The organism is Kitasatospora griseola (assembly GCF_014648555.1).
GTDB classification, from domain to species: Bacteria; Actinomycetota; Actinomycetes; order Streptomycetales; family Streptomycetaceae; genus Kitasatospora; species Kitasatospora griseola.
Genome location: NZ_BMRI01000007.1, coordinates 172,010 through 183,034, shown reverse-complemented (window position 1 = coordinate 183,034; position 11,025 = coordinate 172,010). Strand labels below are relative to the sequence as shown.

Sequence of the window (11,025 nt, the reverse complement as noted above, 5' to 3'; positions counted from 1 at the left end):
GATCGGCGCGCCCGTGCGGGCGGCCAGCTCCGGCGCGGCGTCGATGTGGTCGTTGTGCGCGTGGGTGGAGACGATCGCCACCAGCGTGCGCCCGGCCACCGCCGCGGCGATCGCGTCCGCGTCGTGCGCGGCGTCGATCACCACCACCTCGTGGTCGTCGCCGACCAGCCACACGTTGTTGTCGACCTGCCAGGTGCCGCCGTCCAGGCTGAACTCGCCCGCGGTGACCAGGTGTTCGATCCGGGCCGCCATCAGAGGACCACCACCGAGCGCAGCACCTCGCCACGGTGCATCCGGGCGAACGCCTCCTCGACGCCGTCCAGCGCGATGGTCTCGCTGACGAACGCGTCCAGGTCGAGCCGGCCCTGCAGGTACAGGTCGATCAGCATCGGGAAGTCCCGCTCCGGCAGGCAGTCGCCGTACCAGGACGACTTGAGCGCGCCACCGCGGCCGAACACGTCCAGCAGCGGCAGTTCGAGGGTCATCTCCGGCGTCGGCACGCCGACCAGCACCACGGTGCCCGCCAGGTCACGGGCGTAGAACGCCTGCTTGTACGTCTCCGGGCGGCCGACCGCGTCGATCACCACGTCCGCGCCGTTGCCGCCGGTCAGCTCCCGGATCGCCTCGACGGCGTCGGTCTCCCGCGAGTTCACGGTGTGGGTGGCGCCCAGGCCGCGGGCGGTGACCAGCTTGCGCTCGTCCACGTCCACCGCGATGATCCGCGACGCGCCCGCCAGCCGGGCGCCCATCACCGCGGCGTTGCCGACGCCGCCGCAGCCGATCACCGCGACGCTGTCGCCGCGGCCCACCTGGCCGGTGTTGATCGCCGCGCCCAGGCCCGCCATCACACCGCAGCCCAGCAGGCCCGCCGCGGCCGGCGCGGCCGCCGGGTCCACCTTGGTGCACTGGCCCGCAGCGACCAGGGTCTTCTCGGCGAACGCGCCGATGCCCAGGGCCGGCGACAGCTCGGTGCCGTCCTCCAGCGTCATCTTCTGCTTCGCGTTGTGGGTGGCGAAGCAGTACTGCGGCCGGCCCCGCCGACATGAGCGGCAACGGCCGCACACCGCACGCCAGTTGAGGATCACGAAGTCGCCGGGGACGACATTGTCGACGCCCTCGCCGACGGCCTCCACCACACCTGCGGCCTCGTGGCCCAGCAGGAACGGGAACTCGTCGTTGATCCCGCCCTCCCGGTAGTGCAGGTCGGTGTGGCACACGCCGCACGCCTGCACCTTCACCACCGCCTCGCCCGGACCCGGATCGGGCACCACGATCGGCACCACCTCCACCGGCGCGCCCTTCGCCCGAGCGATCACACCCCGCACAACCTGAGCCATCCCGAAAACCCTTCTTGATATACGGCAATTCGTGGCGCGGACGCGCCCCTGCCGGTCAGTCCCGGCTCCCACCGGGTCGACGTTCCAGCAGTACAGCGCCACTGTCCCGGCCCTGACACACCAGCAGCGTACCCAGCGCCAGCCACCCTGCGGCCAGCAGCCAGCCGCCCAGCACATCCAGTGCCCAATGCACCCCCAAGTACACCCGGCTCGCACCGACCGCCGCCGCGAACACCACCGCGCACACCGCGGCGAGGCGCGCCGCACCCGGACGGGCCAGCGCCACCGCCAACGCCAGCAGCCCCGCCCCGGCCGCCGCCGTGAACGCGTGCCCCGACGGGAAGGAGAACCCCGAGGCGTGCACCGCCCGCGCCGCCAGCGGCGGCCTGGGCCGGCCGAAGCCGTGCATCAGCAGCTGACGCAGCCCCTGACCCAGCAACAGCCACACCGTCGGCGCGAACAGCACCACCGCCACCGGCCCCCGCACCCGCCGCACCGCGAGCGCCCCGGCCGCCAACGCCATCAGATACGGCAACGGCGCCGACCCGCAGGCCGTCACCACCGTCGCCGCCGTCACCGCGACGCCCGGCCGGTGCGCCACGCACCAGTCCAGCACGGCCTGTTCGAACCCGAACGCCGCCCACCCCTGCGCGGCCAGCGCCAGCGCCACCACCCCGAACGCCGCCCAACAGCCGATCAGCGCCCACCTGGGGCCCGTCGAGCCAGCCGTCATGGCGGAGAACCTCCCGAGATCACGGCGACGCACCGTCCCGCGCCGCACCCGCCATCGTACGGGCCCGAACAACACCGGACGCCGGCACCGGCCCGAGGGCGGCTAGGATGCGGCGATTTCGAACGGCAGGTGAAAGGGCGTCAAGATGGCCGAGCAGACGGTGCCCGAGCAGACCGTGGTCGGGGAACTCGGCGACCGGTACGTCGGGATGCTCGCCGAAGTCTCCCGCTCCGGGCGGCGCCTGAGCCGGGCCGAGGTCGAATCCCTGCGTGCCCTCGGGGAACGCTGCGCCGAGAACGGGCAGGGCCTGCGCGACGTCGTCGCCCGGTGCATGGGCGCCGGACGCCGTGCCTGGACCACCCTCCCCGGGATCGCCGGCGCCGGCACCGTCAACGAACTGCGGCAGGTCGGCGAAGCACTGCTGATCGCCGCCGAGACCGCGCTCGCCGCCCTCGGCGAGGGCCACGAACGGGCCCAACGGCTGGCCGTCCGTCAGGAGGAAGCGGCCCGCCGCGAATTCATCGACGACCTGCTGTACGGCCGCAGCGACCTCGGCACCCTCGCCGAACGCGCCGAACGCTTCGGCCTGCGCCTCGCCCGCACCCACGCCGTCGCCGTCGCCGTCACCGAGCGGCCCTACGGCCACGTCGACCCCGTGGTGCGTCGCGTGGAACGGGAACTGACCGGGCGTTTCGGCGAACGCGACGTCCTGCTCGCCACCAAGGACGGCCGGCTCGTGTGCGTCGCCCCCGAGAGCGAACAGGCCGTCCTCGACGCCTTCGCCCGACTCGCGCTCCACCCCGGCCCCGGCTACCCGCCCGCCCGGCGGGTCGCCACCGGCCGCCGCCACTCGGGGGCCGGCGGCGTCGTGCGCAGCTACGAGGAAGCCCTCGACGCGCTCGACTTCGCGGAGCGCCTCGACCTGCCCGCCGAACTGCTGAAGGCCGAGGAGCTCCTGGTCTTCCCGGTCCTGATGCGCGACCGCGCCGCGATGGCGGACCTGGTCCGTACCGTCCTCGGCCCCCTCGCCGCCGCCCGCGGCGGCGCCGGCCCCCTTCTCGACACCATCGCCGTCCAGGCCGAAGCCGGCTACGTCAACGCCGAAGCCGCCCGTCGCCTCGGCGTCAGCGTCCGCACCCTCGGCTACCGCGCCGAACGCATCAAAGCCCTCACCGGCTACGACCCGGCGGACGCGCTCCACCGCTACACCCTGGAAACGGCCGCGATGGGCGCCCGCCTGCTGGGCTGGCCGCGACAGGCTCTTTAGCGGAAGAGTTGACGGCTGCGAACCGGGGAGAGCACCACCAGGGGCGCGGGGAACTGCGCGAGGGGGAACGCGCCCGTCGGAAAGATCGCGACGCGGGACATCGACTTGCACGTGATCGCGACCCTGCGGACGGGTGTGCGCTTGTCGCGCAGTTCTCCCCAGCCCTGGCGGGCCGGGAGGCGCCCCCACACGCCCCTGTCTTCGCGCCCGCCTGTGTTCGCATCCGAGCATCCCCGCACGGGTGCAGATTTCGCGCGTCAAGAGGCCGACAAGATTGCCGGATCCTGGCAATGTGCGGACCGGCCCCGAGCTGTCACGATCTTCCTGTCGCCGGGAGACCGGCGCAGCCGGGTCGGCGGGAATCGGGGGATTCGTTCCGCAGGCCCTGGGCGTCGGCGCCCCGGATCCGGGGGGTGGGGGTGGTCGGCGCCCGAGGGGGGAGACGGGGGGAAGGGCGCCGCCTTTTTCGGACGGGGCCGAGCGGGGCAGACGGGGGTCACGGCCCCGACGGCCCCCTTCGGAGAAGGCGGCGGATCCCTCCCGGCGAACACCCGGCCGGCCGGGGCCGGCGGGACGTCCGGTAGCTCCGGCCCCAGGGGAACGGGGACGGCTCAGCCACCCCGGGTGTCGGCCGCGCCTACGCCGGAACCGGTAGCCGACGCTCCGTCGGTCGGCGGACCGGCTGTCGTCCGAACGGCCGCCGGGGGTGGCCGGAGGTACGGGTTCGTGCCAGGAGGGTGGGTGTCGATCGGGGTCCCGCCTAGCATGTGTGGCCACCGGACTGCCGTGCCCGCGTCGCGTGTTCTCCGGGCACGGTCGGTCGCGCCAGGAGCCGCCGTGCCCTGTCCCGGGCGCCGCCGCCGTGCCTGTCCTCACTGCCCTGGGGGTTGACCGCCCATGCACACCGGATCCGACCGACCGTCCGCCCGTCCCGTTCGGGCCGCGCTGCTGGTGCTGGCCCTGCTGGCCGCGCTGCTCGTGGCTGCCGTGCCGACCGCCGGCCCCGCGCGGGCCGCGGTTCCCGACCGTTGGGGTTTCGCGTTCGTCGACAACCCGACGCCGCCGACCGGCTACGTTCCCGATCCGTCGCGCCAATGGGGCAGTTGGGCCTCCCCGGCGAGCAACCCCGTCACCGTCGACCAGGCCGGTCCCGGCAGCTACGTGGTGCACTTCCCGCTGATCGCGGGCCCCGGAGGCGTCGCGCACGTCACGGCCGTCAACCGCAGCGGCACCTGGTGCCAGCTGACCGGTTGGGGGGCCGTCGGCAGTGGCATCGACGTGGGGGTGGCCTGCTACCGGCGCGGTGGCGCACCCGACAACTCGCCGTTCACCGTGCTGTACACCAGCAGCAGTGGGGGTCCCGTGCCGGGTGACTACGCCTACCTGGACTCCGCCGCGAGCGGCGCGCCGATCGACCAGTACAACTCCGCCGGGGGCAGCAACGTCGCCGGCCACGGGTCCACCGGCCTCTGGACGGTCCGGCTGCCCGGCGTCGGCTCCGCCCCCAACGTCGGCAACGTCGAGGTCACCGCCGTCGACCCGACGCAGGGCGCCCGCTGCAAGGTGGCCGAATGGGTGCCGTCCGGCGGCGGGCAGAACGTCGTGGTCCTCTGCTTCGACGCGTCCAACGCGCCCTACGACACCGAATGGACGCTCAGCTACTCCGCCGGGCGGGCCGTGCACGGCCCCGCGGTCCCGCCGCGGTCCTTCGGCTACCTCTGGTACAACGGCTCGGTGCCGTCCGGCACCAACTTCAACTCGGTGGCCGGGAGCAACACGCTGGCCGTCGGCGTCCCCTCCACCGTCACCCTGCCCGGTGTCGCCGTTCCGGCCGACCACGCCCAGGTCACGGCGTTCGGCGGCGGCGCCGGCTGGTGTCAGCTCGCCCTGCCGTGGGCCCGCGGCGCCGGCGCCGTCGAGCTGTACCCGATCTGCTTCAGCCCCGGCGGGTCGCCCGTGACCGCGTCGTTCCTGACGGCGTACACCTCCGCGTTCTGACGTTCTGTCACCTCGCGCACTCCCGCGCGCCCCGCGTACCCCCCGCGCGCCCCGCCTCCGGGTCCTCGGAGGCGGGGCCGGATGTGACTGCGAGCCGTTTCGTAACCGTACGGAGTCGATGGATTACTGATAGAGATGGCGGGTCAGCTTTTGCAAGGGAGCCGCCATGACCGTCATGACCGACCGCACCCCGCCGCCCGCGGCGGAGCCCGACTCGCGGGGGGCGGTGCGCCGGCCCGGGAGTGTGCTCGTCCGCTGGATCACCACCACTGATCACAAGACGATCGGCAGCCTGTACCTGGGCACGTCGTTCGCGTTCTTCCTGATCGGTGGGGTGATGGCGCTGATCATGCGCGCCGAGCTGGCCCGGCCGGGCACGCAGATCGTCTCCAACGAGCAGTTCAACCAGCTGTTCACCATGCACGGGACGATCATGCTGCTGGTGTTCGCGACACCGCTGTTCTCGGGTTTCGCGAACTGGATCATGCCCTTGCAGATCGGCGCGCCGGACGTGGCGTTCCCCCGGCTGAACATGTTCGCGTACTGGCTGTACCTGTTCGGCTCGCTGATCGCGGTGGCCGGCTTCCTGACGCCCAACGGCGCGGCGGACTTCGGCTGGTTCGCCTACTCGCCGCTGTCGGACGCGGTGCACTCACCGGGCATCGGCGGCGACCTGTGGATCATGGGCCTGGTGTTCTCCGGCTTCGGAACCATCCTCGGCTCGGTCAACTTCATCACCACAATCATCTGCATGCGCGCCCCCGGCATGACCATGTTCCGGATGTCGATCTTCGTGTGGAACACCCTGCTGACCGCCGTGCTGATCATCATGGTGTTCCCCCTGCTGGCGGCCGCGCTGCTCGCCCTGGAGGTGGACCGCAAGTTCGGCGCCCACGTCTTCGACCCGCTGAGCGGCGGCCCGATCCTGTGGCAGCACCTGTTCTGGTTCTTCGGCCACCCCGAGGTGTACATCATCGCGCTGCCGTTCTTCGGCATCATCTCCGAGATCATCCCGGTCTTCGCCCGCAAGCCGATGTTCGGCTACTCCGGCCTGATCGCCGCCACCATCGCCATCTCCGGCCTGTCCCTGACGGTGTGGGCGCACCACATGTTCGTGACCGGCCGGGTGCTGCTGCCGTTCTTCTCGTTCATGACGCTGCTGATCGCCATCCCGACGGGCGTGAAGTTCTTCAACTGGATCGGCACCATGTGGAAGGGCTCGCTGAGCTTCGAGACGCCGATGCTGTGGGCGTTCGGCTTCCTGGTCACCTTCCTGTTCGGCGGCCTGACGGGCGTGCTGCTGGCCTCGCCGCCGATCGACTTCCACGTCTCCGACAGCTACTTCGTCATCGCGCACTTCCACTACGTGGTGTTCGGCACCGTCGTCTTCGCGATGTTCGCCGGCTTCCACTTCTGGTGGCCGAAGTTCACCGGCCGGATGCTGGACGAACGGCTCGGCAGGATCTGCTTCTGGACGCTGTTCGTCGGCTTCCACACCACCTTCCTCGTGCAGCACTGGCTGGGCGCGGAGGGCATGCCCCGCCGCTACGCGGACTACCTGGCCTCGGACGGCTTCACGACCCTCAACATGATCTCCACCATCGGCTCGTTCCTGCTGGGCCTGTCGATGCTGCCGTTCCTCTACAACGTGTGGAAGACCGCCAAGTACGCGCCGAAGGTCCAGGAGGAGGACCCGTGGGGCTGGGGCCGTTCACTGGAGTGGGCGACCTCCTGCCCGCCGCCGCGGCACAACTTCACCACCCTGCCGCGGGTGCGCTCCGAGTCCCCGGCGTTCAACCTGCACCACCCCGAGGTCCCCGACGACATCCAGGACGCCGGGCACCAGGGCGGTCGGGTGATCACGGGCGACGAGCAGCGGTGACCGAGCAGACGCCCACCGGCCGGGGCGGCGGCAGGCCGGTCACCGCCGCCGGCGAGGCCGACGCGGGACTGCGGCAGTTGGAGGGCTACCTGTACTGGCAGGACCAGAACCGGCAGGCCCGGCGGGCGGCCCAGGAGTTCGCCGACCTGCTGCCCTGGCTGACGGCCGCTCAGCGGCTGGACCTGGAGAACCACCTCGCGCACACCCAGCTCCAGGCCGCCCGCCGCGGGCTCGAACAGTTCCGGGAGCACCGTGAGCGACTCCGCGAGCAGTACGGCGCCCGCTACCAGCGCCTGCGCGCCCGCTGCCTGCTCGCCGTGCTGCTGGCCACCGCGGTGTGCACGACGGTGCTCCTGGCGGTCGTCCGGTACTGACGCCGGTACCGACGACACCCCGGCGCGTCCACCGGTGTTCCCGGGACAGGCCGGGACGGCGTGGGGCAGGATCGATCGTGCTCACCGGATCGGACCCGGGTGGGCAGGGGCCGGCCCGGGCTCCGGTCGGACCGTCGACCGGACGCGCCCGGCTGGGGGACGACGGAGGCGGGGATCATGGAACTGGGTGTGTACGGGCTGAGCGCCAAGGCGACGCTGGGGCCGGCCGACACGGCGCGGCTGGCCCGCCGGGCCGAGGAGTGGGGCTACCGGTCCTGGTGGGTCGGCGACCACGTGGTGCTGCCCAGCCCGCGGGTGCCGGACTCGCCGATGGCGCCCACCGACCCGATCCTCGACCCGCTGGTGCACCTGTCCTTCGTCGCGGCGCTGACCGAGCGCATGGAACTGGGCACCGGGATCCTGATCCTGCCGCAGCGCAACCCGGTGGTGCTGGCCAAGCAGGCCGCCAGCCTCGACGTGCTCTCGGGCGGCCGACTGCTGCTCGGCGTCGCGCCCGGCTACCTGGAGCCGGAGATGGCCGCGGTCGGCGTGCGGGTCGCCGAGCGCGGCGGGCGCACCGACGAGTACCTGGACGCGATGCGCCAGTTGTGGAGCGCGCCCGAACCGGAGTTCCACGGCCGGTACGCGGACTTCGCCCGGGTCGACGCGCACCCGCGCCCCGTGCGGCCCGACGGCCCGCGCATCATGATCGGCGGCCACAGCCCGGCCGCCTACCGCCGGGCCGTGGCCAAGGGGCACGGCTGGATCGGCAACGGCCGCGGCCCGCAGGACCTGGCCCGCCACCTCGACGGGCTGCGCAAGGCCGAGGCCGAGGTGCCCCGGCCCGCCCACCTGGGCCGGTTGGAGATCAACTTCATGCAGATCGACCCGGTGGAGACCAGCCCCGACGATGCGCGGCGCTACGCCGACCTGGGCGTGGACCGCCTGCTGGTCTACCCCCTGCCGCTGGAGGACCCGGCCGACGTCGAGGCCTTCCTGCAGCGGCACGCCGACCTGCCGCGCTGAGCGCCGACCGTGCGACGGGGCGGGACCTGACGCCCCGTCGCACGAACGGGTGCTCCTCAGCCGTCGGACGCCGCGCGCTCGGCGGCCGGGCGGCGCAGCGCGGACGGGGCGAGCCCGGGGGAGGTCCAGACACCGTCCGGGTGGTACACGTTGGTGCCCGGCGGGACGATCGCGTCGATCCGGTCCAGCGCCGCGTCGTCGAGCACCAGCGAGGCGCCCTTCAGCAGGCCGGTCAGCTGCTCCACGGTGCGCGGGCCGATGATCACCGAGGTGACCGCCGGGTGCGCCAGCGGGAACGCCACCGCGAGCTCCGGCAGCGTGCAGCCCAACTCGTCGGCCAGCTCGATCAGTTGCTCCACCGCTTCGAGCTTGCGGACGTTCACCGGCAGGGTCGGGTCGAAGCGGTGCGGGTGCAGCGCCGCCCGGCCCGAGGACAGGTCGATCGTCCCGCCCTTGCGGTAGCGGCCGGTCAGGAACCCCGACGCCAGCGGACTCCAGGTCAGCACTCCCATGCCGTAGCGCCGCGCCACCGGCAGCACCGAGGACTCGATGCCGCGGGCCAGGATCGAGTACGGCGGCTGCTCGGTGCGGAACCGCGGCAGCGCCCGGCGCTCCGCCACCCAGTGCGACTCGACGATCTCCTCCGCGGGGAAGGTCGAGCACCCGAACGCCCGGATCTTGCCCTGCCGGACCAGGTCGCCCAGCGCCGACAGCGTCTCCTCGACGTCCGTCCGCCCGTCCGGCCGGTGCACCTGGTACAGGTCGATCCAGTCGGTGCGCAGCCGCCGCAGGCTGTCCTCCACCGCCTGCACGATCCACCGCCGCGAGTTGCCGCCCCGGTTCGGCCCCGGGCCCATCGGGAAGTGCACCTTGGTGGCCAGCACCACGTCCTCGCGCCGCCCCTGCAGCGCCTTGCCGACGATCTCCTCCGACTCGCCCGCCGAGTACATGTCGGCGGTGTCGACGAAGTTGATGCCGTGGTCGAGCGCCGCGTGCACCAGCCGGATGCCCTCCTGGTGGTCCGGGTTGCCGACCGACCCCAGCATCATGGTGCCGAGGCAGTGTGCGCTCACCTCGATGCCGGTACCGCCCAGAGTCCGGTAACGCATGGTCAATCCCCTTTGTCCCGCTGTCGGTTGTGCGGCGCGCCGACGGCCACTGTAGGAGCTGGAGTGGGCTCTAGATCAACTCTCCTATGCTGATCCGATGGAAACCCCGCCCGCCCCGGCCGCGTCCCTGACCATCGGCCAGGTCGCCGAACGCACCGGCCTGAGCGTGCACGCCCTGCGCTTCTACGAACGCGAGGGCATCCTCGCCGCGCCCGTGCGACGCACCTCCGGCGGCGGCCGCCGCTACAGCGAGAGCGACGTCGAGTGGCTCAACCTGTGCATCGTGCTGCGCGCCTCCGGCATGCCCATCCCCGACATCCGCCGCTACACCGAATTCGTCCGCGCCGGCGCCGGCACCGAACCCGACCGCCTCGCCCTGCTGCGCGCCCACGAGGCCCGGGTGCTGGGCCGGCTCGCCGAGCTGCAGCGCTCGTTGGACATCGTCCGGTACAAGGTCGCGGTGTACGAGGACTACCTGGAGCAGCAGCCGGCGGGCCCGGGGTTGTGAAGATTCGGGGTACGAAGCGGTGGGGCGGGCGGGGCGGGGTAGCCGTCGGCGACCACCGACGAAGCGTCGCCGAGCGTTGAAGGAGCCCGCCCCGCATGGCCGTGACCGCTGCCCGGACCACCCGCGTCACCCTGCCGCTCAGCCCCTACCCGGAGACCGCCATCGAAGCCCGGCTGCGGTACGACTCCACCGACCCGTACGCCGTCAGCCTGTTCTTCCCGCCCCTGCACCCCGACGACGATCCCGTCGAGTGGTGGTTCGCCCGGGCGCTGCTCGACGAAGGACGCCGCGCCCCCACCGGCGGGGGCGACGTCACCGTCGCCCCCGGCCCCGGCGCCACCGTGCACGTCACCCTGTGCGGGTGCACCGGCCGGGCCGTCGTCCGGATCCCCGACGAGGCCGTCGCCGGGTTCCTGCGCGACTCCTTCGCCCTGGTCCCGTCCGGCGCGGAGCCGGCGGGCGCGGACCTCGACGCCGAACTCGCCCGGCTGTGTACCTGACGAGTCGTCAATGGCGCGGTGCCGAACGGATTTCAAACCGGATGACACTCCATCGGATGGCTGTTGGTTCGTACCCGGGCGTGTCACGGCCGTCCGCTGCCAGTCTTGCCGACACCGGGCAGGCGCGGCGACCGCGCCTGCCGGCATTCGTCGGTGCACCCACGGAGGTACCTCATGTCCCGTTCCACCACCGCGTTCACGGCCCTGGCCGTCGCCGGCCTGCTCGCCCTGGCCGCGCCCGCGACCGCCGTCGGCTCGCCGCGCGCGGGCGGCAGCACGATGTGCCTGGAT

Annotated in this window: 11 protein-coding genes; 7 read left to right on the top strand and 4 right to left on the bottom strand. The window is 72.7% G+C overall.

What is annotated here, in order from left to right:
- From IEZ12_RS38235 to IEZ12_RS11800, 3 genes are all read right to left on the bottom strand, one after another.
- A partial coding sequence (locus IEZ12_RS38235; protein WP_229847451.1) for an MBL fold metallo-hydrolase occupies positions 1 to 252 on the bottom strand: 252 nt, incomplete at its 3' end.
- Positions 252 to 1,337, bottom strand: a complete 1,086-nt coding sequence (locus tag IEZ12_RS11805) for an S-(hydroxymethyl)mycothiol dehydrogenase (RefSeq protein ID WP_100586486.1) — start codon at positions 1,335 to 1,337, stop codon at positions 252 to 254. The genes IEZ12_RS11805 and IEZ12_RS38235, both read right to left, overlap by 1 nt.
- Positions 1,338 to 1,392: 55 nt before the next feature.
- Positions 1,393 to 2,070: a phosphatase PAP2 family protein gene (locus IEZ12_RS11800; RefSeq protein WP_189271991.1), complete on the bottom strand. Its 678-nt coding sequence runs from the start codon at positions 2,068 to 2,070 to the stop codon at positions 1,393 to 1,395.
- A gap of 145 nt (positions 2,071 to 2,215) precedes the next feature.
- Between IEZ12_RS11800 and IEZ12_RS11795 the strand changes: the two genes are divergently transcribed.
- The 5 genes from IEZ12_RS11795 to IEZ12_RS11775 all read left to right on the top strand — a co-directional run bounded on the left by IEZ12_RS11795 (position 2,216) and on the right by IEZ12_RS11775 (position 8,617).
- Positions 2,216 to 3,337 (top strand): PucR family transcriptional regulator, encoded by a 1,122-nt coding sequence (locus IEZ12_RS11795; RefSeq protein ID WP_189271990.1) that lies wholly within the window; start codon positions 2,216 to 2,218, stop codon positions 3,335 to 3,337.
- An 897-nt stretch (positions 3,338 to 4,234) separates the two neighbouring features.
- A complete protein-coding gene (locus IEZ12_RS11790) occupies positions 4,235 to 5,335 on the top strand; it encodes a hypothetical protein (RefSeq protein WP_189271989.1) in 1,101 nt (366 codons plus the stop codon).
- 175 nt (positions 5,336 to 5,510) lie between these two features.
- Positions 5,511 to 7,217: an aa3-type cytochrome oxidase subunit I gene (gene ctaD, locus IEZ12_RS11785; protein WP_189272098.1), complete on the top strand. Its 1,707-nt coding sequence runs from the start codon at positions 5,511 to 5,513 to the stop codon at positions 7,215 to 7,217.
- Entirely contained in the window at positions 7,214 to 7,591 is a 378-nt protein-coding gene (locus IEZ12_RS11780; RefSeq protein ID WP_189271988.1) for a hypothetical protein, read from the top strand. Before ctaD ends, IEZ12_RS11780 begins: the two co-directional genes overlap by 4 nt.
- Positions 7,592 to 7,768: 177 nt before the next feature.
- On the top strand, positions 7,769 to 8,617 hold the full coding sequence (locus tag IEZ12_RS11775) for an LLM class F420-dependent oxidoreductase (RefSeq protein ID WP_189271987.1): 849 nt from the start codon (positions 7,769 to 7,771) through the stop codon (positions 8,615 to 8,617).
- Positions 8,618 to 8,673: 56 nt separating this feature from the next.
- On the opposite strand, the gene IEZ12_RS11770 is transcribed toward IEZ12_RS11775, so the two are convergent.
- Positions 8,674 to 9,726: an aldo/keto reductase gene (locus tag IEZ12_RS11770; RefSeq protein ID WP_100586493.1), complete on the bottom strand. Its 1,053-nt coding sequence runs from the start codon at positions 9,724 to 9,726 to the stop codon at positions 8,674 to 8,676.
- Positions 9,727 to 9,823: 97 nt separating this feature from the next.
- Here IEZ12_RS11770 and IEZ12_RS11765 point away from each other — a divergent pair, with 97 nt between their 5' ends.
- Both IEZ12_RS11765 and IEZ12_RS11760 read left to right on the top strand, forming a co-directional pair.
- On the top strand, positions 9,824 to 10,234 hold the full coding sequence (locus IEZ12_RS11765) for a MerR family transcriptional regulator (RefSeq protein ID WP_189271986.1): 411 nt from the start codon (positions 9,824 to 9,826) through the stop codon (positions 10,232 to 10,234).
- A 95-nt stretch (positions 10,235 to 10,329) separates the two neighbouring features.
- Positions 10,330 to 10,734 carry an SsgA family sporulation/cell division regulator gene (locus IEZ12_RS11760; RefSeq protein ID WP_189271985.1) on the top strand — a complete coding sequence of 135 codons (405 nt, stop codon included), beginning with the start codon at positions 10,330 to 10,332 and terminating at the stop codon, positions 10,732 to 10,734.
- Positions 10,735 to 11,025: the final 291 nt, after the last annotated feature.

Excerpts from the sequence above, each read along its gene's own strand:
- IEZ12_RS11805 (WP_100586486.1), bottom strand. The coding sequence starts at position 1,337 with ATGGCTCAGGTTGTGCGGGGTGTGATCGCTCGGGCGAAGGGCGCGCCG.
- IEZ12_RS11800 (WP_189271991.1), bottom strand. The coding sequence starts at position 2,070 with ATGACGGCTGGCTCGACGGGCCCCAGGTGGGCGCTGATCGGCTGTTGG.
- IEZ12_RS11795 (WP_189271990.1), top strand. The coding sequence starts at position 2,216 with ATGGCCGAGCAGACGGTGCCCGAGCAGACCGTGGTCGGGGAACTCGGC.
- IEZ12_RS11790 (WP_189271989.1), top strand. The coding sequence starts at position 4,235 with ATGCACACCGGATCCGACCGACCGTCCGCCCGTCCCGTTCGGGCCGCG.
- ctaD (WP_189272098.1), top strand. The coding sequence starts at position 5,511 with ATGACCGACCGCACCCCGCCGCCCGCGGCGGAGCCCGACTCGCGGGGG.
- IEZ12_RS11775 (WP_189271987.1), top strand. The coding sequence starts at position 7,769 with ATGGAACTGGGTGTGTACGGGCTGAGCGCCAAGGCGACGCTGGGGCCG.
- IEZ12_RS11770 (WP_100586493.1), bottom strand. The coding sequence starts at position 9,726 with ATGCGTTACCGGACTCTGGGCGGTACCGGCATCGAGGTGAGCGCACAC.
- IEZ12_RS11765 (WP_189271986.1), top strand. The coding sequence starts at position 9,824 with ATGGAAACCCCGCCCGCCCCGGCCGCGTCCCTGACCATCGGCCAGGTC.
- IEZ12_RS11760 (WP_189271985.1), top strand. The coding sequence starts at position 10,330 with ATGGCCGTGACCGCTGCCCGGACCACCCGCGTCACCCTGCCGCTCAGC.